The sequence below is a fragment of the Halobellus ruber genome (assembly GCF_014212355.1).
GTDB classification, from domain to species: domain Archaea; phylum Halobacteriota; class Halobacteria; order Halobacteriales; family Haloferacaceae; genus Haloquadratum; species Haloquadratum rubrum.
Genome location: NZ_JACKXD010000004.1, coordinates 244,962 through 268,285 on the forward strand (window position 1 = coordinate 244,962; position 23,324 = coordinate 268,285).

At 68.6% G+C, this 23,324-nt stretch carries 23 protein-coding genes and 2 tRNA genes; 6 read left to right on the forward strand and 19 right to left on the reverse strand.

Annotated elements, in window-relative coordinates:
* Positions 1-5: 5 nt before the first annotated feature.
* Positions 6-458 (reverse strand): DUF7382 domain-containing protein, encoded by a 453-nt coding sequence (locus tag H5V44_RS12715; protein ID WP_185193506.1) that lies wholly within the window; start codon positions 456-458, stop codon positions 6-8.
* Between the two features lie 75 nt (positions 459-533).
* Here H5V44_RS12715 and H5V44_RS12720 point away from each other — a divergent pair, with 75 nt between their 5' ends.
* The 3 genes from H5V44_RS12720 to H5V44_RS12730 are packed head-to-tail and all read left to right on the forward strand — an operon-like array spanning position 534 to position 2,402.
* Positions 534-1,679, forward strand: coding sequence for an ATP-binding protein (locus H5V44_RS12720; RefSeq protein ID WP_185193507.1), 1,146 nt, complete (start codon positions 534-536; stop codon positions 1,677-1,679).
* 28 nt (positions 1,680-1,707) lie between these two features.
* Complete coding sequence (locus H5V44_RS12725; RefSeq protein ID WP_185193508.1) at positions 1,708-2,049, forward strand: fluoride efflux transporter FluC; 342 nt, start codon at positions 1,708-1,710, stop codon at positions 2,047-2,049.
* Complete coding sequence (locus tag H5V44_RS12730) at positions 2,046-2,402, forward strand: CrcB family protein (protein WP_185193509.1); 357 nt, start codon at positions 2,046-2,048, stop codon at positions 2,400-2,402. Before H5V44_RS12725 ends, H5V44_RS12730 begins: the two co-directional genes overlap by 4 nt.
* Before the next feature lie 117 nt (positions 2,403-2,519).
* Here H5V44_RS12730 and H5V44_RS12735 read toward each other — a convergent pair.
* The 15 genes from H5V44_RS12735 to ahaH form a co-directional block, all read right to left on the reverse strand.
* A tRNA-Asp gene (locus H5V44_RS12735) sits at positions 2,520-2,592 on the reverse strand.
* Positions 2,593-2,612: 20 nt separating this feature from the next.
* Positions 2,613-2,685, reverse strand: a tRNA-Asp gene (locus tag H5V44_RS12740).
* Positions 2,686-2,827: 142 nt separating this feature from the next.
* A complete protein-coding gene (locus H5V44_RS12745) occupies positions 2,828-3,628 on the reverse strand; it encodes a V-type ATP synthase subunit D (protein ID WP_185193510.1) in 801 nt (266 codons plus the stop codon).
* Positions 3,629-3,662: 34 nt separating this feature from the next.
* Positions 3,663-4,787: a beta-carotene 15,15'-dioxygenase, Brp/Blh family gene (locus tag H5V44_RS12750; protein WP_185193511.1), complete on the reverse strand. Its 1,125-nt coding sequence runs from the start codon at positions 4,785-4,787 to the stop codon at positions 3,663-3,665.
* Positions 4,780-5,601 (reverse strand): lycopene cyclase domain-containing protein, encoded by an 822-nt coding sequence (locus H5V44_RS12755; RefSeq protein WP_185193512.1) that lies wholly within the window; start codon positions 5,599-5,601, stop codon positions 4,780-4,782. The genes H5V44_RS12750 and H5V44_RS12755 overlap by 8 nt, the downstream gene beginning before the upstream one ends.
* A 186-nt stretch (positions 5,602-5,787) precedes the next feature.
* Entirely contained in the window at positions 5,788-6,537 is a 750-nt protein-coding gene (locus H5V44_RS12760) for a bacteriorhodopsin (protein WP_185193513.1), read from the reverse strand.
* Positions 6,538-6,723: 186 nt separating this feature from the next.
* Complete coding sequence (locus tag H5V44_RS12765) at positions 6,724-8,436, reverse strand: PAS domain-containing protein (RefSeq protein ID WP_185193514.1); 1,713 nt, start codon at positions 8,434-8,436, stop codon at positions 6,724-6,726.
* Positions 8,437-8,546: 110 nt separating this feature from the next.
* Complete coding sequence (locus H5V44_RS12770) at positions 8,547-9,977, reverse strand: V-type ATP synthase subunit B (RefSeq protein WP_185193515.1); 1,431 nt, start codon at positions 9,975-9,977, stop codon at positions 8,547-8,549.
* Positions 9,978-9,979: 2 nt separating this feature from the next.
* Positions 9,980-11,749: an ATP synthase subunit A gene (locus H5V44_RS12775; protein ID WP_185193516.1), complete on the reverse strand. Its 1,770-nt coding sequence runs from the start codon at positions 11,747-11,749 to the stop codon at positions 9,980-9,982.
* 3 nt (positions 11,750-11,752) lie between these two features.
* Complete coding sequence (locus H5V44_RS12780) at positions 11,753-12,076, reverse strand: V-type ATP synthase subunit F (RefSeq protein WP_185193517.1); 324 nt, start codon at positions 12,074-12,076, stop codon at positions 11,753-11,755.
* A complete protein-coding gene (locus H5V44_RS12785; RefSeq protein WP_185193518.1) occupies positions 12,073-13,119 on the reverse strand; it encodes a V-type ATP synthase subunit C in 1,047 nt (348 codons plus the stop codon). The genes H5V44_RS12780 and H5V44_RS12785 overlap by 4 nt, the downstream gene beginning before the upstream one ends.
* Entirely contained in the window at positions 13,116-13,697 is a 582-nt protein-coding gene (locus H5V44_RS12790; protein WP_185193519.1) for a V-type ATP synthase subunit E, read from the reverse strand. Before H5V44_RS12790 ends, H5V44_RS12785 begins: the two co-directional genes overlap by 4 nt.
* Before the next feature lie 18 nt (positions 13,698-13,715).
* Positions 13,716-13,955 (reverse strand): hypothetical protein, encoded by a 240-nt coding sequence (locus H5V44_RS12795; protein ID WP_185193520.1) that lies wholly within the window; start codon positions 13,953-13,955, stop codon positions 13,716-13,718.
* Positions 13,956-14,338: 383 nt separating this feature from the next.
* On the reverse strand, positions 14,339-16,597 hold the full coding sequence (locus H5V44_RS12800; RefSeq protein ID WP_185193521.1) for a V-type ATP synthase subunit I: 2,259 nt from the start codon (positions 16,595-16,597) through the stop codon (positions 14,339-14,341).
* Positions 16,584-16,916 (reverse strand): ATP synthase archaeal subunit H, encoded by a 333-nt coding sequence (gene ahaH, locus H5V44_RS12805; protein ID WP_185193522.1) that lies wholly within the window; start codon positions 16,914-16,916, stop codon positions 16,584-16,586. Before ahaH ends, H5V44_RS12800 begins: the two co-directional genes overlap by 14 nt.
* Before the next feature lie 132 nt (positions 16,917-17,048).
* Between ahaH and H5V44_RS12810 the strand changes: the two genes are divergently transcribed.
* Complete coding sequence (locus H5V44_RS12810; protein ID WP_185193523.1) at positions 17,049-17,756, forward strand: methyltransferase domain-containing protein; 708 nt, start codon at positions 17,049-17,051, stop codon at positions 17,754-17,756.
* Here the strand turns inward: H5V44_RS12810 and H5V44_RS12815 are convergent, their stop codons facing one another.
* Together H5V44_RS12815 and H5V44_RS12820 are read right to left on the reverse strand one after the other, a co-directional pair.
* Positions 17,757-18,242, reverse strand: coding sequence for a type IV pilin (locus H5V44_RS12815; RefSeq protein ID WP_185193524.1), 486 nt, complete (start codon positions 18,240-18,242; stop codon positions 17,757-17,759). It abuts the gene before it with no gap.
* Between the two features lie 42 nt (positions 18,243-18,284).
* Positions 18,285-19,649 (reverse strand): DUF7096 domain-containing protein, encoded by a 1,365-nt coding sequence (locus H5V44_RS12820; protein WP_185193525.1) that lies wholly within the window; start codon positions 19,647-19,649, stop codon positions 18,285-18,287.
* A gap of 112 nt (positions 19,650-19,761) precedes the next feature.
* Between H5V44_RS12820 and H5V44_RS12825 the strand changes: the two genes are divergently transcribed.
* Both H5V44_RS12825 and H5V44_RS12830 read left to right on the forward strand, forming a co-directional pair.
* The gene (locus H5V44_RS12825; RefSeq protein ID WP_185193526.1) at positions 19,762-20,964 is read left to right on the forward strand and encodes a helix-turn-helix transcriptional regulator; all 1,203 of its coding nucleotides are present in this window, start codon (positions 19,762-19,764) and stop codon (positions 20,962-20,964) included.
* Between the two features lie 57 nt (positions 20,965-21,021).
* Positions 21,022-21,864: a polyprenyl synthetase family protein gene (locus H5V44_RS12830; RefSeq protein WP_185193527.1), complete on the forward strand. Its 843-nt coding sequence runs from the start codon at positions 21,022-21,024 to the stop codon at positions 21,862-21,864.
* A gap of 59 nt (positions 21,865-21,923) precedes the next feature.
* On the opposite strand, the gene H5V44_RS12835 is transcribed toward H5V44_RS12830, so the two are convergent.
* The gene (locus tag H5V44_RS12835) at positions 21,924-23,045 is read right to left on the reverse strand and encodes a DUF373 family protein (RefSeq protein WP_185193528.1); all 1,122 of its coding nucleotides are present in this window, start codon (positions 23,043-23,045) and stop codon (positions 21,924-21,926) included.
* Positions 23,046-23,324 lie beyond the last annotated feature (279 nt).

Sequence of the window (23,324 nt, forward strand, 5' to 3'; positions counted from 1 at the left end):
ACCGCTCACCCGGACACCACCAGGATCTCCGTGTTGGCACGCCGGTCGACGAACCGCCCGTCGGACGGCGGTTTCAGGTCGACGACCAGCGTCCCCGTCTCCTGGTTCGCCCGGGTGCGCGCGTCGACGGTGACAGTCGCGACCCCGTTCCCGTTCGACCTCGCAGTTACGACGCCGTCGATCTCGGCGCTGCCGTCCTTCACGATCACCGTCGCCCCCTCCACGGGGTCGCCGTCGTCGTCGACAACCGTCAGTTCGAGCTCCGTTTCGCCGGGCTCGACGACGTCCGGCGAGGGACGGACGTCGAGTTCCGAGACCACGAGCCCCTGGGCCCCGGAGAGCATATTCAGCATCACGCTCATCGTCGCCACCCCCACGACCAGGGCGATGACCAGCCTGATCGGAAGCCCCTCGATCGCGCGATCGTCCGCCGCGAACCGTTCGAGTTCGTCGAGCACACCGGCCCTGGTCCCGGGTCGGTATATAAATCTCCGGGCGTGGGTTTACTTACCGGAGCGCGACCACTCCCGCCGATGCGAACCGAGATCCTCGGCCGACCGCCGGCCGACGACAGCGACGCCGGGGGGAACCCGGAAACGCACGCCGGCCACCTGGGGTACCACCGCGCCAGGGACGGCAGCCGCGGCGCGCCGGTCGCGGTCGACTTCGACCGGCCACACGCCGGGCTGGTGGTCGGCAAGCGTGGATACGGCAAGTCCTACACGCTCGGCGTCCTCGCCGAGGCGGGTGCCCGAACCCGCGGGGTCGCGCCGGTCGTTGTCGACCCGATGGGCGTCTTCGCGGGGCTGGCCGAGGACGCCGGCGGCGACCCCGTTCCTGCGACGGTCGTTGCCGACCCGACCGTCAGAGCCGACGCGATCCCGCCGGAGCGGTGGCCGGCACTCGTCGGGACCGCCCCCGACGACCCGGTCGGCGCGCTCGTGTGGCACGCGGCGTCGACGGCCGCGACCCTTCCGAAGATGCGGAGCGTCGTCGCCGACGCGGACGCCGACCCGGGGACTGTTCGTGCCGCGACGAACCGGCTCCGACGGGCCGCGTCGTGGTCGGTGTTCGACCCCGACGGGCTGGACGCTCGGGCGCTCGCCGACGGGGCAGCGACCGTGCTGGACTGCTCCGGACTCGACGACGCCCCCGCCAATGCCGTCGCCGCGGGCGTCGCGGCCGCGCTCTTCGGTGCGCGGGCCGACGGAAGCGGGGCGGGACCGAGCGTCGACCGGCTCCCGTGGCTGTTCGTCGACGAGGCCCACGCGTTCCTCTCGGGCGTCGCGAGCGCGCCGCTCCGTCGGATCCTCACGCGCGGCCGGGCCCCGGGCGTCTCGCTTTTCGTCGCCACCCAGCGGCCGAACGCGCTCCCCGACGTCGCGGTGTCGCAGTCGGACCTCCGGGTCGTCCACCGGCTGACCGCCGGCCCGGACCTCGACGCGCTCGCCGCCGCTGACCCGGCGTACCTCGACAGCGACCTGGCCGAGACGATGCCGACGAGCCCCGGCGAGGCGCTCGTGATCGACGACACCGCGGAGGCGGTCCGTACGGTTGCGGTCCGCGAGCGGGACACCCCACACGGGGGCGACAGCCCGCGGGCGTCGGCGGTCACGCCGTCTCACGACGGTCTCAGCACCGAACGCTCGCCCGACAGCGCGCCGACGGACCGAAACTGACGAGTCGGCCCCGGACGATCGCTACTCGATGGCCGATCGGCTCACACCGGTTGTCGTCGCGCTCGGCGGGTTCCTCGGCGCCGTCTCGCGATATCTCGTCGGGACGGCCGTCGCCGGTCCGGAGGGGATCCTGCTCGTCAACGCGTCCGGGAGCTTTGCGCTCGCGGCCACGGTCGGTGTGACCCGGTCGCGCCGGCTCCGGCTGTTTCTCACCACCGGGCTGCTCTCGTCGTTCACCACCTACAGTACCTTCGCCGTCGAGTCCGCGTCGCTCGGAGTCGCCGGGGGGACGGCGTACGTGGTCGCCACGTACGCCCTCGGGGTCGCCGCCGCCGCCCTCGGGCTGGCCTTCGGGAGGCGGGCGCCGTGATCACCTCGCTTCCGACGCCGATCCTGGTCGGGGTCGGCGGCGCCGCCGGCGCGCTCGCCCGGTACGCCGTCGACCGGCTGCTGGACGGCGGACGAGGAAGCACGTTCGCGGTCAACGTCCTCGGCAGCACCCTGCTCGGCGCGCTCGTCGCGGCGTCGCCCCCGGCGGCGACGCTTGCGCTCGCTGGCGCTGGGTTCTGCGGCGCCTTTACCACGTTCTCGTCGTTCGCGGTCAACGTCACCCGCGCGCTCGACGCCGGCCGTGCCGACCTCGCGCTCGCGGACGCGGCCGGGACGCTCGTCGCCGCGCTCGCAGGGGTCGCGCTCGGGTCGGCATTGATCACAGGGCTCTGAGCGGGGTCGAACGGCGCCCGAGGCGGGATTTGAACCCCAGTCGCTCACTTCACTCCATTCCTTGATTCAGATCCCTTGTTGCGTATTTGCGGCTCGCGGATTGCTCGCCGCAAAACACGCCCGAGGCGGGATTTGAACCCGCGTCACGACCGTGACAGGGTCGTATGATGGGCCACTACACCACCCGGGCAGGCCACAATCGAAGCAAAGCGCCCGAGGCGGGATTTGAACCCGCGTCACGACCGTGACAGGGTCGTATGATGGGCCACTACACCACCCGGGCTTGCTTCACTCACCACTTACCCGGTAGTCTAATTAAGACTTATCATCTCTTCAGGACTGTCCTGCCGCGGAACTCGGCGACGGCTCCACCGCCGGTGCTGATCCGATGGAACAAAAAAGCGGGACGTCGTCATCCGACCGTCTCAGTCGCCGGTAGAGGTGGTTGTGGCCGTCTCCTCTTCGTCTTCGTCCGCTTGCTCTCCCGCCTCGTCTTCGGCTTTCTCCTCAGCTTCCTCTTCGGCTTTCTCCTCAGCTTCCTCTTCGGCTTTCTCCTCAGCTTCCTCTTCGGCTTTCTCCTCAGCTTCCTCTTCGGCCTCCTCCTTTTCCTTCTTGTTTTTGATCTTCTTCAGCCGGAAGATCTCCTCGCGCTCCTGCTCTTCGAGCTTCTGTTCGATGTACTCCTTGTTCTCTTTGAGCTCCGGCAGAAGCTTGAATTCGAGGGCGTTGACCCGACGCTTCGTGGTCTCGATCTCCGTGAGCATCTTCTTCATCGCGGTCTCGACCTCCGCCGCGAGGATGATGGTCTCCAAAAGCTCCTCGTAGGCGTCGGCGGCCTCGTCGATCCGCGCCGAGGAGCCGAGGAGCCCGTACCCGCGCTGATCTAAGCTCTTTTTGACCCGCGAGGACTCGATCTGGGGGACGACCACGCCCATAATGTTCTTCGATTGGGTCGTGATCTCGGGGTGTTCCTTCAGCGCGGCCGCCGCACCGCGGACCGCGACGTCGCCCTCCATCGCCCGCGCCATATTGAGCTTCTCCTGGGCGGTCTCGTAGTTCTCGTCGAGCTCCGACCGCACGTCCTGGGCCTGATCGAGGATGTCCATAAACTCCATAATTAGCCCGTCACGCTTCTGTTCGAGCGTGTCGTGGCCGCGCTCGGAGAGCTCGATGCGATCCTCGATCGCCATCAGGTTCTTGCGGGTCGGTTTGACGTCCTTGGCCATTACCGGGGGGTTGCGCCCCGACCCTGTTAACTGTTTATTGTTTCCCGCTCACCCCGGTCCCCTCGGCGCCGTCCATCCAGGTCACGATCGCGACGTGCGGCAGCGTCAGGACCGCGATGAACACGAGATACAGCGCCGTCAGGGTGCGCGGATCGGTGTCGATACCGACGAACAGGGCGACGCCGGTGATCATCGCGATCGAGACCGCAGTCAGGGGGGCGGCGTCCCGCCCGGTCCGCAGTAGCGCGCTTAGCGCCCCCCGCTTCTCGAAGGCGGCCGTAGACGCCGGATCGACGCCGGCCAGCCTGGCGATGTGACGCAGCGAGTGCCACACACAGAAGTAGACCCCGACCGCGAGAAGCGGCGGAACCAGGAGGAAGAACGCCCACAGCAGCCCCGTCTCGGCGGCGTCGCGCCGCCACTCCGCGCGCCCGGTTCCGCCGCCGCTCCGGCGCCACCCCGCGAGCAACGTCCCGATCGTCAGGGTGGCGAAGCCGACGCCCAGTGTGAACCGCGGCGCCGGCGCCGTCACCCACGCGGCGTCGGCGCCCCCGCCGAACAGCGCGATCCACGCGTCGACCACCGCGCGGTACCGCTCCGGGAAGCGGAGCAGGGGAACCAACATCGGCAGCCCGCCCCGAACCAGGATCGTGGCAACCCTGTGGGCTCGCCCCCCGAGGTGCGACCCGCCGAACGCCTCCAGCGCGTAGAGGTCGCCCTGCCCCCAGTGGAACCACGTCAGCCCGACGAAGAAGACGGCCGCGGCCGCGGGCGCGATCACCCACAACCCGGTGTAGGCGCCGCCGAGAACGAGGTAGACGGCCCCGACGGCACCGAGCCACCGGAGCGTGGGGCGCTCACCGGCGGCGCGGGCGGGCGCGAGGTGATCGACGGCTCCGTGAGGAAGCCCAAAGACGAGCAGGCTCGCCGCCAGCGGGACGTACCGCGCCCACGTCGGCACCGGGACGGATAGCCCCGTCGCCGTCGTTGCGGCCGCCAGTACGGTCAGTCCACCGACGACCGACCAGGCGGGCCACCCGCCGACCGCGAGCATCAGCGACCGCGTCGTCGCCGGCGCGCCGTCGGGGCGTCGGGACTCGGTCGCGGCGCCGGCGGCCGTCTGCCCCCGCTGGATCGACCCGTCCATCCGGTCACGCACCGGGGCGTTCGACCCCGGAACCCGACCGTCGTTCGGCCACCCATCCCACAAACGCCTCGATCCCCCACCGGCTCGTCACCAGCCGGTAGAGAACCAGTCCCTGGACCACGAAGAGGTTCGTCACGAAGAAAAACGCCGCCTCCTCGATCGGGAGTCCGGCGACGAAAACCCCGGTGGTGTACTGCTCCGAGAGGATCCAGATCCCGTACTCGATCGCGATCCGGTCGGCGACGCACAGATACAGCGTCGGGACGAGAGTGCCGATCGCCACGGTCCGGCGGCGGGCCCACAGCTGGGGCGCGCCGACGGCCCACTGGAGCGCCAACACGGGTGCGGCCCACGCGAAGATCGCCCCGATGTAGAACGTCGCGTCGGCCCCGAGCCACCGCCATCCCGCGATCCCGAGGGCGGCCGCAACCACGAGCATCGCCGCCCGGCTCGCCCGGGGACGGGTCGCGGCCGGCCAGTCGGTCGAAAACGCGAGGTGCGACAGCCACAGCGCGGTCAGCCACGGCTGCACCGCGATGAAGAGATACTCCTCGATCGGCGCCTCCCAGATGGTCGCGAGCGTGCGGTCCGGGCCGTACCACCACACACCCCGGGCGATGAGGAGGTTGTCCCACGGCGTGGTGTACAGAAGCGCCACGACGGTGATGATCACCACCCCCGCCCAGTAGCGGCGCCAGCCGTCGGTCCACTGGGCCGCGGCGTCGGTGATCCGGGTGCGGCTCACGAACCCGGTTACGAGGAGCATCATCACCGCCGGTAGCAGAAACGCGAGGTGAAACTGGAGGTAGGTGAAACTGACGTTCATCTGCTCTGTGTCGACGGGGTACGGACGGACGGGTTATATACTCTGTTCTACGGAGTGCGGTTTCCCTCCGACCCCGTGATGCGGGTCGCGATCCGGGATACGCGCCGCTGATCGGTCGTGACCTACAAAAAGACCGCAACGCGTCGCAATCGAATGCGGGGACAGCCCCGCGCGTTCAGGCGTCGATCAGTCGGCTGCTTCCGCGCTGGCGCCGGCCTTGGCGGCGGCGTCGAGCACTTCGCGGCTCGACAGCAGGATGATCCCGAACCCGACCTTCGCGACCAGGTCCAGCACCATGAAGCCGGCAGTCTCGATGTACAGCGAGACGAGCTGGAGTCCCTCGGTGCCGACAATCCACCAGACGGGATAGATCAGCCACACCACCACGATCAGCGTCCGTAGCGTCCCGAACGTCGATGCGGCGTCACCCGAGAGCCGTTGGGCCTTCTCGTCGAGGGAGCCGTACAGGAAGTACAGCAGAACGAGCAGGAAGCCCGTCGAGACGCCCCACCAGATGAGCCGGCGAGCGCCGTCCGACAGCGCGCCCGGACCGGCCGTCAGCGTCGCCAGGACGCCGGTGCCGATCATCAGCATGTCCAGGCCGACCAGCGCCGAGATCTCGTTCCGGTTCGCACCGGCGAGCAGCGCGAGGTCGATCAGAAGCAGCGGGGTGGTGAAGAACCAGTCAGTGTACCGGGCCCAGTAGATGTCCAACGTCTGTCCACCTTGGAGCGTGACCTCCGTGAGCCCGAATCCCAACGCCATCGATAGATAGTTGACGAACGCGATGGCGGTAATAAAGATCGTGACGATGTAGAACTCCTGACGCCGTCTGTTCGACTCGCCCCAGCCCCTGGCGATGAAGTACAGCATCCCCAGGAACATTCCGAGCGTGCCTATCCACAGCCAAATTCCTTCGCTTCCGGGTTGCGGCATAGTACACCTAATGGTATATTAGGTGATTCTAATAATAGGGATACACAACTAGTTTGGACACCCCGAGCCGTCCGGGGTTCTGTCGGCATAGCGAGGACCGGAATCGGGACGCTGTCGGTCCGTCCTGTCCGGCGATTCGGGGGCTTCGGCGGCGTTCGCCGCGGCGCCGAACGCCCGCCGTCGGCGTCAGGAATCGACGATCGCGCCCGCGAGTTTCCGCTGTGCGGCCCGGAGATGCTGGTGGAACGTCGATCGGCCGATCCCCATCGAGTCGGCGATCTCCTCGCCGCTCGTGTCGTGGGGCCACTCGAAGTACCCCGCGGTGTATGCCCTGACCAACGCGGCGTACTGTCGGTCGGTCAGTTCCGACTTGAGGTCCGCGACGAACCCCCGTTGGGTCCGGGCGCGGTGTTCCCCCCGCCGGTAGCTGGAGAGCTCCGCGTGCTCGAACGTGGACTCCACCGCATCGACGACCGACTGCGCGAGGTTCTCCTGCCCCACTTCGAGGGTCACTGTCGCCGTGTGTTCGTCGACGGACAGCGACAGCAACTCACCGCCGTGGTCCGTCAGGATCGACCGAAACGCCGTGTCGACCACCGACAGCTCCACCACCGATCCCTCGCCGTCGGCGTCCAACACGCTGTGGACCTCGACGACGTCGCCGCCGGCTGCCTTCACCGCGTCCGGGTCGAGGCTGCCGGACGTCGCCGCGATCTCGAACAGCATCGACGGCTGGCGACGGTCGCCGACGCCCCCGGCGTACTGTAACCGACACCCGGCCGCGGCGGCGAACGCGACCAGCGGGTGATCCCCGATCTCGAACCGGAGTTCGACGACGCCCTCGCCCTGGAGGGTCCGCTGGCTCTCGAGGGCGTTGATCCCAGTCGCGACGGTTCGGCCCAGCGCGGTCAGGATGGCGCGTTCGTGGCTGTCGAACCCGTCGTCGGCCCGCGTGTACACCCCGATCGCCCCGTAGACGGCGTTGCCGTAGTGCAGCGGCACTGCCGCGACCGCCGTCACGTCGGTCCCGGCCTCGGCCGTGATCGGTTCGATGCGGACGTACCGGTCGAGTACCGCACCGGCGACCGCTGCTTCGGCCGCGTCGTCGGGGTCGACTGCCTCCCCACGGGTGTGGGCGTCTTCGGCCTCCGCGGGCCGGCCGACCGCAAACCGCCGGCCTTCGAGGTCGCACCCGGGGGGAACGGCGGCCTCCTGTGGGATGACCTCTTCCTCGGAGGGGTCGTAGGTGCCGATCCACGCGCCCGTGTACGTCCCTTCGATACTCTCGACCACGGCACGCTCGAGGCTGCTCCGCGATTCGGCCCGCGTCACCGCTTCCGTCACCTCGGCGACGACGCCGTCCAACCGTTCGAGCAGCCGCTCCTGGGCGCTTCGTTCGCGCTCGATCCGGGCGGCGCGCTCCGTGGCTGCCCGTTCGGCCTGCTTCCGGCGGGTCACGTCGCGCTGGAACCCGACGTAGTGGGTGATCTCACCCGTGTCGTCCCGCAGCGGCGCGATGGTCACCTCGTTCCAGAACAGCTCGCCGTCCCGGCGGTAGTTCCGGAGCTCCACCGACGTCGCCTCCCCCGCGTCGATGGCCGCCGCCATCTCCTGGACGGGCTCTTCGCGCGTCGCCTCCCCCTGGAGGAACCGGCAGTTCCGCCCGACTGCGTACTCCGGGGGGTAGCCGGTGATCCGCTCGAAGGCGGCGTTCACGTAGACCAGCGGCAGCTCCGGCTCTGTGGCGTCTGCGACGGTGATCCCGATCGGCGCCTCGTCCATCGTCCGGGTCTTCAGCGACTCGTCGATGGCGTCAGCGCTTGCGGACCGCGCCTCCGGATCGACGCTCTCGACGTCGCCGGCTCCGAGACGGGGTTCCGGATCTCCACCGTGTGCCATACTGGGCCGTCGGCCCGGGTGACCAAAAGTTGCGGTGGTACGTCCCGATCCGGGGGATTCGGCGCGTCGGCTCCGGCGTTCGGATCCGCGGAAAAGGGGGCGTTCGGCCGTCAGTCGGCGGTCGCTTCCGCCTCGGTCTCCGCGTCGGCGTCCTCGCGGTAGTACGCCTCGATGAACTCCTCGTCGACGCGGTTGAGTTCCTCCTTCGGGAGCATCGAGAGGAGGTCCCACCCGATCGAGAGGGTCTCCTCGAGGTCGCGGTCGGTGTCGAAGCCCTGGTCGACGAACTCCTGCTCGAAGCGGTCGGCGAAGTCGAGATACTTGTTGTCGCGTTCCGACAGCGCCTCCCGACCGACGATGTTCACGAGGTCGCGGAGGTCCTCACCCTCCGCGTACGCGGCGTACATCTGGTCGGAGACGTCGGCGTGGTCCGCGCGGGTGAGCCCCTCGCCGATCCCGTCGTCCATCAGCCGCGAGAGGCTGGGGAGGACGTTCACCGGCGGTTCCAGCCCCTGGCTGTTGAGGTCGGGATCGACGTAGATCTGCCCCTCGGTGATGTACCCGGTCAGGTCCGGGATCGGGTGGGTGTCGTCGTCGCCGGGCATCGTGAGGATCGGGATCTGTGTGACCGACCCCTCACGACCCTTGATCCGACCCGCGCGCTCGTAGAGCTGCGCTAAGTCGGTGTACATGTACCCGGGGTAGCCACGCCGGCCGGGGACCTCCTCGCGGGCCGCTCCGATCTCCCGGAGCGCCTCGCAGTAGTTGGTCATATCCGTCAGGATCACGAGGACGTGATACCCCTTCTCGAAGGCGAGGTACTCCGCGGTGGTGAGCACCATCCGCGGGGTGACCATCCGCTCGACTGCGGGGTCGTCCGCGAGGTTCATGAAGACCACCGAGCGCTCGAGGGCGCCGGTCCGCTCGAAGTCCTCCATGAACTCGTTTGCCTCCTCGGCGGTGATTCCCATCGCGCCGAAGATGACGGCGAACTCCGAGCCCTCGTCGTCCTCGCCGGCGTCTTCCTCCTCGGGCACGCTGGCCTGTCGGGCGATCTGCATCGCGAGTTCGCTGTGGGGCTGTCCCGAACTCGAGAAGATCGGGAGCTTCTGGCCGCGCACCAGGGTGTTCATCCCGTCGATGGCGGAGACGCCAGTCTCGATGAACTCCTCGGGGTACTCCCGGGAGTAGGGGTTGATCGCCGCGCCGACGATGTCCTGCCGTTCCTCGGGCACGATCTCCGGGCCGTCGTCGATCGGTCGGCCGGAGCCGTCGAGCACCCGTCCGAGCAGGTCCTCGGTGACCGGCATCTTCATGGTCTCGCCCTCGAATTCGATCGATGCCTCCTGGTCGATCCCCGAGGTACCCTCGAAGACCTGGATCGCAACGACGCCTTCGGAGGATTCGAGCACCTGGCCGCGGAGGGTCTCGCCCTGCTGGGTATGGATCTTGACGATCTCGTCGTAGCCGATCGCCTCGTCGACCTCGGCGAACACCAGCGGTCCGCTGATCTCCGTGATGGTCTGATACTGTTTGCTCATTGTTAGTAGAGACTCCGGATCTGCTCTTCGATGTCGGCTTTCAGTTCCTCGACGTACGCCTCGTAATCCTCCTGGACGCCGATCCGGTTGATCCGGGGCAGCGCCTCGATGTCGATGATCTCGTCGACCGGCACGCCCGCGTCGAGCGCGTCGAACGCCTCGTCGTTGAATTTCTGGATCGTCGTCAACATCAGGTACGTCTTCTCCGGCGGACAGTAGGTGTCGACCGGGTGGAACGCGTTCTGCTGGAGGTACGCCTCACGCAGGTACCGTGCGACTTCAAGGGTCAACTGCTGGTCCTCCGGCAGCGCGTCCTTGCCGACCAACTGGACGATCTCTTGGAGTTCCGCCTCCTCGTCGAGGACGTCGACCGCCCACTGGCGCCGCTCGGGCCAGTCGTCGGCGACCTCCGCTTGGAACCACGGGTCGAGCTGATCCTTGTACAGCGAGTACGACTCGTTCCAGTTGATCGACGGGAAGTGCCGCCGTTCCGCCAGGTCGGCGTCCAGCGCCCAGAACGTCTTCACGATGCGCAGGGTGTTCTGGGTCACCGGCTCCGAGAAGTCGCCGCCGGGCGGCGACACCGCGCCGATGGCCGACACCGATCCCTCGGTGCCGTTGACGTTCTCGAAGTAGCCGGCCCGCTCGTAGAACTGTGCCAGCCGGGCCGCGAGGTACGCGGGGTACCCCTCCTCGCCGGGCATCTCCTCCAGTCGAGAGGAGATCTCCCGCATCGCCTCGGCCCACCGCGAGGTGGAGTCGGCCATGAGGGCCACGTCGTAGCCCATATCGCGGTAGAACTCCGCGATGGTGATCCCGGTGTAGACGCAGGATTCACGCGCCGCCACGGGCATGTTCGACGTGTTGGCGATCAAAGACGTCCGGGCCATGAGCGGGTTCCCCGTCGAGGGGTCCTCGAGTTCGGGGAAGTCGTCGATGACCTCTGTCATCTCGTTGCCGCGCTCGCCGCAGCCGACGTAGATGATGATGTCGGCGTCGGCGTACTTTGCGAGCTGGTGCTGCGTGACGGTCTTCCCCGAGCCGAACGGCCCGGGGATCGCCGCCGTCCCGCCCTTCGCGATCGGGAACAGCCCATCGAGGATGCGCTGGCCCGAGACGAGCGGCGTCGTCGGCGTCTTCTTTTCCACCGTGGGGCGGGGCTCCCGCACCGGCCACTCCTGGCGCATCTGGATCTCGACGCCGGAATCGAGTTCCGCCACCGTCTCCTCGACGGTGAACTCGCCGGCCTCGATGGAGACGACCTCTGCGGTCTCGTCCTCCTCGAGGGCGTCCGGCGGCACCATCACCTTGTGGTCGATGGTGACCGTCTCCTCGACGACGCCGATCACGTCCCCGCGGCCGACCTCGTCGCCTTCCTCGACCTCGGGGTCGAACTCCCATTCCGTGTCGAGTTCGATCCCCGGCGCGTCGACGCCACGGCTGAGGTACGGACTGCCCATCTTGTCCTCTAAGATGTCCAGCGGGCGCTGGACGCCGTCGTAGATGGTGTCGAGCAGGCCGGGCCCGAGGTCGACGCTCAGCGGCTCGCCGGTGTTCTCGACGGGGCCGCCGGGGCTGACCCCGGAGGTCTCCTCGTACACTTGCAGCGTCGTGATGTCCTCTTCGATCTCGATGACTTCGCCCATCAGGCCTTCCTCGCCCACGTAGACGACGTCGTTCATCCTGGCGTCGAGATCGCGGGCGGTCACGACGGGACCACTCACGCTCGCGATTGTGCCGTCCTCCCGGACGGTCTGTGCTGTCTGGCTCATGTGTTAGTCTTCATCCATCAGATCGATGCCGATGGCGCGTTTGATCTGGTCGCGGAGGCCGCCGGCGCCCGCGCCGCCGCCGAGGGTGACGAGCGTGGGTTCGATGCTGGTCTCGGCGGTCTCGCGGACGTCGCGGGAGAGATGCTCCAGGTCGTCGTCGTGCATCACCACGATGCCGACGTCGTCGTCCTCGAACACGCCCGCGACGGCCTCGTCTAGCTGTTCGTCCTTGTCGTCGTCGGCGACGGTCTTGAACTTCCGGACGCCCGCGAGGCGGAACCCCGTGGTGAACTCCGGACTCCCGACGACGGCGATCTCCTGGCTCATAGGATCACCAGCTCCTCCTCGATCTGTTCCTCCGAGAGCCCGGCCTCGCGACCCCGCGCGATCGCCCGGATGTTGTCGACCTCGCGCTCCTTCGCGAGGATGTACGACGCGACCGGGGTGATCGACAGCGGGAACACGTGGCCCAGGGTGTTTGTGTACTCGAGCAGGGCGGCGTCGAGCGCGCGCTCGAACCGGATGAGACTCTCGGCGTCCTCGAGTTCGTCCAGCGCCGCCGAGAGGTCGTCACCGTACTTCGACTCCCGGATCGCCGCCACCAGTTCCTCGCGGTTCGTCGCAAGCGTCGCGAGCTCCGCGGCGGTGAAAAGCGACCCGCCGTCGATGTAGTACTCCGCGGGGTCGATGTCCGCGCCGCTCTGTGCCAGGCGGAGCGCGTTCCGGGCGTTCCGGAAGTCGATCTCGGCTTCCAGGAACTCGCGGTACTGTTCGGTGGCCTCGTCGACGACGAGCCCCCCGAGGAGGTGATCGTAGTACGTCCGGTCGATCGCGTTCTCCAGGGGGACCAGAACGTCGGTGGACTCGTAGTCGTCGTACGCAGCCGCTAGGTCGGGGCCGAAGATGGTCCCCGAGAGGCGATCGACGACCTCCTCGATGCTCGGCGCGTCGAGCAGCGAATCGACGAGTTCCTCGTCGAACTCCCCCGCCCGGATGAGGTCGTCCTCGATGTCGTCGCGGTCGGCGCCGGAGTAGAGCCCACGGACGACGGTTTTGACGTTCCAGGCGTCGAACTTCCGGAGGTACCGCGCGATCAGGTCGTAGAGCCGACCGTCCGCCCACCGGAGGAGGTCGTCGAACTGCTTTGCGAGGTTCCGGTTGAGGGCGTACTCGATGAGGTCGACGCCGGAGTGTCGCGCGCCGAGGGCGTTGACCTCGTCCTCGTAGTCGGACTCCTCCATGAACCGGGCGATCTCCGAGGGACCCATCCGGATCAGCTTGCGGTACTCCTCGTCGCCGTAGAGCGCGCTCTTTCGCGCCCCGACGCGGGCCGTCACGTACTCCGGGTTGGAGCCGCCGGCGGTACTCATTGGTCGAACAGTATGCCGCTGACGTCCTTGAGGTTGTCCTCCCAGACGTCGTCGAGCACCGAGTCGAAAGTGTTGTTCACCCGGACACGGGAGTCGTCGCTGTCGACGACGACGCCCCCGAGACAGTCGTGCTCGCCACCGTACTCGACCCCGTCGTGCTCGGCGACGAGGTCTTCGAGCAGGTCGGCGTCGTCGGCGCGGCCGTAGACAGCGACCGACTCCCCGCCGTCGAACTCCGCGGCGGCCTCCTCGAGCAGCGTCCGCGTCAGCTCCTCGCGCTTCCCCTCGGGGAGGGTGCGGAGTTCCTCCTCGACCCGGGCTCTGACGTCCTGGAGGACGTCGCGGCGGGCTTCGAGCCGCTCCTGTTTGGCTTCGAGTTTGGCGCTCGAAAGCGCCTGCTCGCGTTCCTGTTCGATCTGTCGTTCGACCTTCTCCTCCCGCGCGTCGAGGAGCTCCTCGGCGTCGGTCTCGGCGGCCTCGATGATCTCCTCGGCGCGGCGTTCGCCCTCCTTACGTATTTCCTCCGCACGCGCGTGGGCCTCGTCCCGGATGTCCGAGACGACGTTGTCCAAACTCATTGATGGAAGGGGTCGGCGTTAGACCAGGAAGATGACGACGAGCGCGAGGATGACGAGCGTCTCCGGCAGGACGGTCATGATCAGACCGGTAACGAAGAGGTCGTTGTCCTCGGCGATCGCGCCCATCGCTGCGGCACCGATTCCGCGCTCCGCATAGCCCGCACCGAAAGCCGCGAGGCCGACCGCAAGCGCGGCGGCGGCGGATGGTTCAATAGCCGGGGCGGCTGCCTCTGTCTGCTGTAGGAGTGTTTCGAGCATTGTGGGAAAGTCTGATTCGATGATCGTCTCCGAACACCCGTAGTTGGGCCGGTACGTCCCATAAAGCTTCCCAAACTAACTCGACGGAACGGGGCGAAACGGTCCGAACTCGGTGATCTTCGCCCGTTTTGGGGGAGCCAAATTACGTGTGCCGTTCACATCCCGATCGGACTCCCGTGAGGACGCTCGCTGGTCGGCTCCCCGACCCGCCGTGTTCGGACCTTCCGTAGTCAGGATACCGGAGCGTACCCGTCGCTCGAACGGGCGAGAACAGCGACGGACCGACGCCGGCAGTTCGGCTCATACGGATTATTGTAACTAATTACCGGTCATCGCCGGAGACGGGGTCAGCGATGACCGGCAATTGACTACAATAATCCGTATCAGTCCTCGGTGGTGAACTGCCGGTCGTAGCCGAACGGTTCGTACTCGCGGCCGCCGCCGTCGAAGAACTTGTTGAAGAACTCGACGTACTCGAGACGGACCGCCTGCAGGCCGGCGCTCGTGACGCCCAAGGCGAGCACGAGCAGGTGCCCCAACACGAGCACCACGATGCCGGCGAGGATCGTTGCGGCGGAGCCGTGGACCAACCCGCCGAACATGATCTCGGTCACCTCGTGGCCGTGGTACATCGAGCCGACCTCGGGCATCTTCCCCAGCCCGAAGTGGTACTCGGCGTTTGCGCCGCTTTCGGTGACGTACACCCCGAAGAACAGGAGGTTGACGGTGAACGCCATCCCCGCCTTCGCGAGCAGTACCGCGGCGATCCGGGTGTACGACAGTACGTTCACGAGGACGTTCAGGAACTCGACGGCCTCGATCGGCTCACCGACCGCGAGGACGACGAGTCCGATCAGGAAGACCACGAGCGGGAGCGTGATCGGACCGAGCCCCGGGATGGTGAAAAGCTCCATCGCGGGGAATCCACTGAACCCCAGCGGGAGTACCCCGTCCGCGGCGAAGGTGGTGAAGATGAAGTCGGGAACGGTGCCGCGGAGCGCGTCGCTGAAGACCCACACCCACAGCCCGTTCACCATCAGCAACCACGAGCCGTTCTCGTAGATCGCGTGTTCGAGGTCGTGCAGTTCCAGGTCCTCGATGAACCCGAAGACCCACGCCACGTTGAGATGGAAGATCCCCACCAGAACGCTGACAACCAGCCAGCCGCGCGCCCAGTCGACGCCGGCGGGCGAGAGTCCCTTCTCGATCGGGGCGTGAGCGAGCCCGACGACGCCCTCCCAGAGGTACGTCGAGATCACGTGGAGGCCGAACAGTTCGCCGTAGAGGATCCCGAAGACCGCGGTGAAGATCCCGGCCGCGATCGTGATACCGCCCATACTCCGGATCGCCGGCCGGTCGGCGAAGTTGCTGTAGATGACGTAGCCGATCGCCGAGTAGACGATCCCGTACCCCAGATCGCCGATCATGAACCCGAAGAACGCGGGGAAGGTCAGAAACAGCACGATCGTGGGGTCGAACTCCCGGTAGCTCGGCCGGCTGACCGCCCGGACCAGCACCTCGAACGGCTTGACCACGTCCGGGTTGTCCTGGACGGTGGGCGGCTCGTCGTCGGCCATCACGACCGCGCTTCCGCCGTCGGCGCGGGCCTCCTCGCCCCCGCCGTCGGCGGCCGTCGGCGACCCGAGTTCGCCGCCGGACCCGCCGGGGTCGGCGGGCACGTCCTCGCGGACGTGGTCGGTGCCGTCCTTCGAGAACCGGGCGCGTTCCAGTTCCTCGACCTCGACCCGGTCGCCGACCGCCTCGGCGATCGCGGCCTCGAACTCCAGGTACTCGTCGCTGGGGATCCACCCCTCGGCGATGAACGCGTTGTCGGTCGTCGCAAACGACAGCGGCGCCTCGGTCCGCTGGACGTCGATCGAGAGTTTCTCCTCGGCCGCCAGCAGGAACCCGGCGGCCTCCTTCTTCTCGGATTCGAGTTCGGCGTCGACGGTTTCGAGTTCGGACTCCAGGCGTTCGCGCTCGTGTTCTAACTCCGCGACGTACTCGTCGGGGCTCCCCTCGGCGTCGGGGATCTCGGCGGCGGTGAACTCCGCGCCGACAAGGGCGTCGTCGAGAACGTCGCCGCCGGCGTCGGCCGCCGGCCGTGCGAAGATGCCGAGCGTCTCGTCGCCCGCGAACGTCTCGTAGGCGTCGATCGCGTCGTCGTCGAGGGCACGTTCGACCGCCTCGCGGTCGCCCGTCCCGACGGCGACGTCGAGGGTGTCGTACCCAGACAGCAGGTCGAGGTCGATGCCGAGGTCGACGAACGGTTCGATGGCTTCGAGTTCGTCCTCGATCGACCGGATCTCGGATTCCAGCTCCTGTCGGCGGTCGTCGAGGTCGTTGACCCGCGTGCGTATCTCCTCGAGTTCCTCGTCGAGCGCCTCGTCGGTGACGATCCGGGTCGGTCCCGCGTCCTCGGCGTCGAGATCGAGGATGCTCTCGAGGGCACGGACGGTCACCAGCCGCTCGGAGGACTCCTCGGCGCCCGCGGCCGGATCGCCGGGGTCGAAGCCCTCCCAGGAGCCGTCGTACTCGGTGACGTGCAGCAGGTTCAGGTCGTGGACGGTCTCGACGACCGCCTCCATCACCGCTTTCGATCCCGTCACCGAGACCTTGCTCATCCGTTCAGGTCTGAGCATGTACCGCCTCCTCGAACCGTTCGATGGTGTACTCGACCGCCTCGTCGGTGTTCTCCTCGGCCGACGCGATCAGTTCCTCCCGCTCCTCGGCGCCCTCCGCGAGCACCCGCTCGCGTTCGGACTCGATCTCCGCGCGGGCTTCCTCGAGGCGCTCGGCCTCGTACTCGTCGGCCTCGGCCTCGGCCTCCTCGCGGATCTCATCGGCCTCCCGTCGAGCCGCCTCGATCCGTTCGTCGCGGTCGGCTTCGGCCTCCGCGATGATCTCGTCGGCGTCGGACTCGGCCGCCTTGATCCGTTCGAGAACCTCTGGTCTCGGCATATTCGTATCACTGAAGCATTACGCAACGGCGTATAAGGTGTTTGCGGAACGCCCCGGCGAACGACGCCTCACCAGCCGGTTTCGCCGTCCGGATCCGCACCGTTATTTGCGTTGCGTCCGTTACCGCCGCCAATGGGTGTCCTCGAAGACAAGGCCAACGCGCGGCTGTTCTACAAGTACCTCTCGAAGGTGTACGACCGGATCAACCAGTTCATCTGGACCGAAGCGATGCGCGACGACGCCCTGGAGTGGTTCGCGATCGAGGCCGACGACCGCGTTCTCGACGTGGGGTGCGGCACCGGCTTTGCCACCGAGGGGCTGCTCCAGTACACCGACGACGTCCACGGGCTCGACCAGAGCCGCCACCAGATGGAGAAGGCCTTCGCGAAGTTCGGCACCCGCGATCGGGTCCGCTTCTACCGCGGCGACGCCGAGCGGCTCCCCTTCGCGGACGACGCCTTCGACAAGGTCTGGTCGTCGGGGTCGATCGAGTACTGGCCCAACCCGGTCGACGCGCTCGCCGAGTTCCGACGGGTGGTCAAACCCGGCGGCCGCGTCCTCGTCGTGGGCCCGGACTACCCCGACAACCCCCTGTTCCAGCGGCTCGCCGACGCGATTATGCTGTTCTACGACGAGTCGGAGGCCCAGCGGATGTTCGAGAAGGCGGGCTTCGTCGACATCGAACACCACATCCAGCAGAACGCCCCGGGCACGCCGCGGGCGATCACGACCATCGCGCGGGCTCCAGCCGCCGACGAGGCGGACGGCGCCGTCGCCGCGAACGCGGCAGCCGGGGACGCCGACGATGCCCCGGACAGCGAGGTCGACGCGGAGGCGTGACTACCCCGCGGTCCCCCGGACCGTCGCCACCCGCTCGTCGCCGACGTAGACCGTCACAGAGACCGTCCGCCCCGGCTCGACCTCGGGACGGTTCGTCCCCGCGATCCTCACGGCACCGGTCTCGCCCGGCCGCCAGGGCCCGTCGCTCGCGACGTTGAACGGGCCGGTCGGGCCGGCTCGGAACCCCTCGGCCGCGAAGAACGGCACCGGCGGCTGGTGGGCGAGCGGCGTCCCGTCGACCGCGATACGGAGCCGAACCCGCGAGACGTCGAGCGCCGGCCCCGCCTGGTGGGTCACGGCGATCGTGTCGCCGTCGACAGCAAGCGAGACCGCGATCGACGCCGGGGCGTCGGTCCCGCCGCCGAGTTCCTGGCCCGTCGCCGTCGCCACCGCCTCCGCGCCGGCCGCGACCACGCCGCCGAGCGCGAGACCGGCCGCGAGCAGGACGACGACGCCGACTACTGGGGCCGTTCCGCGTTCCGTCACGGCGGGTCTGGCCGCCCCATCGGGGATGAATCTTCGGCGTGGTCACCCGACCGTGGTCGTCGTCGCGGTTTCCGTCCCGTTGCCGGACTCCCCGTCCGCCGGCCCGTAGACCGACGGCGGCGGCGTCGGATCGACCGAGAGCACGACCACCGAGCTCCCGTCGATCGCGGTCACCTGGTAGGTGCCGTTCGGCGCGATGGTCCACAGCGACCCGTCGGCGCCCGTCCGTCCGACCACCGAACTCCGGCCGCCGGGCGGGCCGACGGTGATCTGGGCGTCCACCGGCTCCCCGTCCTCGGTGCTGTTGAGCTGGATCCGGGTCGGCCCGCCGGGGTACGTTCGGTGTGCGGTCAGGTTCAGGCCGTCACGCGTCGCCGAGGCCGACGATCCCGGGGTCACCCGGTCGAGCGGGCGGAACTGGAACTCCTTGAACACCTGCTGGCTCCCGCTGTCGACGAACGCCACCAGCCGGCCGCGGCGGTGTTCGATGGTGACCCGTGTGCTCTCGCTTCCGGGGTTCCCCAGGGTGTCGTCGCGGAGGCGGTCGGCCGCGATCGTGGGGTAGGCCCGCTCGGTGACGTTCACCGCGTCCGAGAGGCTGAACTCGCCGTCGTCGCCCGCGCGGAGCGGCCCGCGGTACGCTTCACGCACGTAGGTGCCGTCGCGGAGGATCCCGAGCACGACGCTGTTGGGGCCGGTCTGAACGAAGAACCGCGTCGAGTCGGCCTCGCCGGTCAGCACCGCCGCGGCGTGTCCGCGGACGGGACCGGTGAGCGTGTTCAGCTCCAGTTCGATGTTCCCGAACCGGGAGGCGGGGATGGCAAAGCCCGGAGTCGATTCGACTGCCGCTTCGAGCCGCTCGCGGCGGTCCTCGAGTTCCCGCGCCTCCGCGTCGATCTCGGCGAGTTCATACAGGAGGCGCCGCGGGGTGCGCTCCCCGTCGGCGTACGCCTCGATCGCCCCCCGCTGGCGGGCGCGGAGGGAGATCACCCGCTGTTCGATCGCGCTGACCTCCTGTAACAGCAGCTGCTGGCGGCGCTCGTCGGACTCCGCGGAGTCGATGCGGCGGAGGACCGTCCCGGTCGACAGCCGCATCTCGGTTGTCGACGACTCGAAGGCGAGCCCGCTTCCGAGCTCGACCGCTTCGAGTTCGACGCTGCTCCGGGTCGTTGCGTCCGGCGGGATAGCGAGGACGTTGGGCTCGGCGGCGGTCCCGGCCGGCGGTTCGGAGTCGACCTGCGCCCGGCCGCCGGGCGTCGGTAGCGCCGGTTCGGGGGTCGGTGTGGCCGCGGCGGGGTCGGCCCGCGACGCGTCGCCGCGGGCGTCGGGCCCGGCGGCGGACGGCACCGCGACCGCGACCCCCGAGAGGACCACGAGGAGAGCGACCGTGGGAGCGAGGGCACGCATACCGGGAGCGTAGCGCCGGGATTGTAATAAAACGCCACATTCTCGGCCCGCGCGAGGGCGCCGATCCCGCCGATGGAAAGCGTTTTGAGCGTCCCACGAGCACTGCCAGCAAATGCGGACGCCCGCGCCGTGGCTCGCCCTCCTCCTCGTGGTCGCCGCCGTCGCGCCAGCCTCGGCGCTCGCCGCGGCTCCCGCTGCCGACGCGGGCGGCGGCGTCGACCCGGCGGCCGCGGTCGACGCTCCCGTTCTCGACGGCGGGGTCGTTTCCTTCCAGACCGACGACGCCGGCACGGGCGAACCGACCACCGCCGTCGAGATTTCGCTCCGCGAGGACCGGAGCGCGTTCTGGCGGATCGAGGCGCGCTACGCCCTCGAAAGCGAAAACGAGACCGAGGCGTTCCGGACGGTCGCCGACCGGTACGAGTCGGGCGAGGCCGACGTCGGCCCCGACGCCGTGCTCTTCGAGACGCTCCAGCGGCGGGCGAGCGAAGCCACCGGCCGGGAGATGTCGATCGGGAACGTCACCTACCACTCCTCGGTCGCGGAATCCGGCGACCGCGGCACGCTCGCGCTCACCTTCCGGTGGAGCAATTTCCTGCGGGCGGGCGAGAACGGGACGCTGGTGCTCGACGACGCGTTCAGGCTCCCCAGCGCCGCGGAGGACCGACAGCGCACCTGGCTGTCGATATTCGACGAGAGCCAGGCGATCCGGATCCGTCCACCGGACGGCTACACCGTGACGAGCACGTCCATCCCGGTCCAGCAGCGTAAGAGCGCGGTCGTGCTGGCCGAACCGTCGGACTTCGAGGGCGACTCGGCGCTCCGGATCACCTACACCTCCGTCGGCCCGACCGACCGGCTCCCGATCGAACTCCTGGCGGGGATCGGCCTCGTCGCGGTCGTCGCCGTCGCGGCCGGGGTGTGGACGCTCCGCCGACGCCCCGGGGGCGACGCCGCGGGGAACGGGCCGGCAAGCCCCGGGGACGCCCCGGCACCCCCGAGCCCGCCCGACGCCGACGGAAACGGTGCCGACCCCGACGCGGCCACCGGGGCTACGGGTGACGGTGCCGATAGCGACGACGAGGCGGACGTCGATCCCTCGCTGCTCTCCGACGAGGAACGGATCGAGCGGCTGCTCGAACGCAACGACGGCCGGATGAAGCAGGCGACGATCGTCGACGAGATGGGGTGGTCGGACGCGAAGGTCTCGCAGTTGCTGTCGGCGATGGCAGAGGAGGGGCGGATCGACAAGCTCCGGATCGGCCGTGAGAACCTCATCTCCCTGCCCGACGACGCCGACGATGGCGAGTCGTAGCCCGATCGGGGTCGGCTTCCGGAACCTCTTTTGCCGCGCCATCCTCAGCGACGTGTAATGGAGTATCTGGAGCGTCGGGTATCGATGGTCGAGGACCGCCTCGAGGCCGTGATCGAGGCGGTCGACCCCCCCGAGCTGTCCGCGGAGGTAGCGCACGTCGCGCTCGCGGGCGGCAAGCGGGTCCGGCCGGCCGTGACGGTCCTGGCGTGTGAGGCCTGCGGCGGCGACCCCGAGGAGGCGGTCGACTTCGCGGTCGCCGTCGAACTGGTCCACAACGCCTCGCTCGTGATCGACGACATCATCGACCGCTCCGAGGTCCGGCGCGGGACGACGAGCGCGTGGGCCGAGTACGGCTACGGCCCCGCGATCATCGCCTCCGACGGCCTTCTGGGCGAGGCGTTCGCGCTGCTGTCGCGGAGCGACCACGCGACGCAGATCGTCGCGGAGTCGATGGCGGAACTCGGCGAGGGGGAGGCCACGGAGCTGGTCGCCCGTCCGACCGACGAACGGGAGTACATGGAGCTCGCCCGCCGGAAGACCGGGGCGTTGTTCCGTGCGGCCGCCGAACTCGGCGCGGTCGCGGCCGACGCCGATCCGTTCACGATCGAGGCGTTCGGCGACTACGCCGAGCGGGTCGGCGTCGCGTTCCAGATCCGCGACGACGTCCTCGACGCCACCGCCGACGCCGACGCCCTCGGGAAGCCGACCGGCCAGGACGCGGAGATGGATCGCCCCTCCCTGGTGCAGGTCACCGAACTCACCGTCGAGGAGGCCAACGGGCGGGCCCACGCCCAGTCCGAACTGGCGCTCGAGGCCCTGGCGACCTCGAACGTCGACGACAGCGAGCCCCTGGAGTACCTCCGGGATCTCGCGGAGTTCGTCGTCGTCCGGGAGCGGTGAGGGCCGGGCGGTTTGCGGTCCGCACCGCCACCGGGCCGGCCCCCACCGTCGGCCGCCGGCTACGTCGTCTCCGGCGCCGTCGGGAACCGCGATTCGGCGATCGCGAAGGTGAGCGTGCTGAACACGCCCAGCAGCGTCCCGGCGGTGAGGCCGATCGCCACCTGCGTGAGCGAGAACGACCGGACGCCAACGACCTCCCCCGGCAGGAAGAAGCCCGAGACCACGTAGAGCACGACTCCGATGGCGACGACGTAGAAGGGCGCGTTGAGGTACCGCCACTCGAAGCGGTCCGCGAGGTACTCGTCGGCGACCTGCCCCAGGCTCGAGGTGACGCCCGCGGCGGCGAACCACTGGACGGCACCGTGGATCAGCGCCGACAGCACGACCGGTGGGGTCGGGCCGCCGACGTCGACACGCACCGTCTCTAAGAGCGCAAGGCCACGGAACCCGCCGACGACGAGCAGCGCCGCGGCGGCGACGTAGGTGATGAGCGTGACTCTGCCCTCATAGAGGATGTCGCGGACGCGCTCGGCGGTCCCGTCGACGGCGTCCTCGAGGCCCAACCCGCGGAAGAGGGTGTAGAGCCCGAGCAGCGCCGAGAGTACGCCGAGGACCACCGCGCCGGGAACGTCGAACAGGCTGGCAACTGTCACGAACGGGTAGATCAAAAGCAGGATGCCGAGCGGCACTAAAATCGTCCCGCGGGTCTCGGGGTCCGCAAGCACCTGCTTCATCGTGTAGTAGATCGATTCGAGGTCCTGGGCCTGCCGGACGACCACGCGGCGCACGCTGTCGATCGGCACCCGCGAGCGGACGACCGGTAACACCGACTCGTCCTGTGCGCCGTCGGTGATCACGATCGCGCCGACGTTCTCGCCGGTCGACAGCCCCGCCAGCACCCGGTCGATCTCGTCGCCGATCGCCCGGTTGGCCTGCACGTCGCCGCCCTGGGTGCCGGTGACGGCCGCGACGGTCACCTCCTCGTCGACCTCGGGATCGGCGCGGAGGGCGTCGTACTCGTGGATCCCCTGGAACAGCACGTTGACGTCGGAGTCCTCCGGATCGGCCGTCGCGAGGTCGACGGCCGCCGCCTCGACGGCGTCCCGGCCGACGATCGGGGTTTCGGCGCCGGTCTTCCGGCCGAGGTCGTCGTCGAGGTCGACACAGAGGACCAGCAGCATCCCCTGAGGATACGCCGCCGGAGTATATCTGTTTTCGGGAGCCGCGTACAGTCGGATTCAGCCACCGCGGACCCAGCGGGCACGATCCCGGAAACTTCCCCCTTCCAGTCCCACCTCACGGTGGACCGTCGATTAGTAATCGCTTATGGAAATGCGGTAGAACGAGTCAGAACGTAGCATTTCCGCAATAGATTCACTCGTACGGTTAATTGTGGGGCCAAGGGCCCGGAGCGGACCCCAACTCCCGAAGCGGTGATAGTATCCTACAAATCGGTCCGG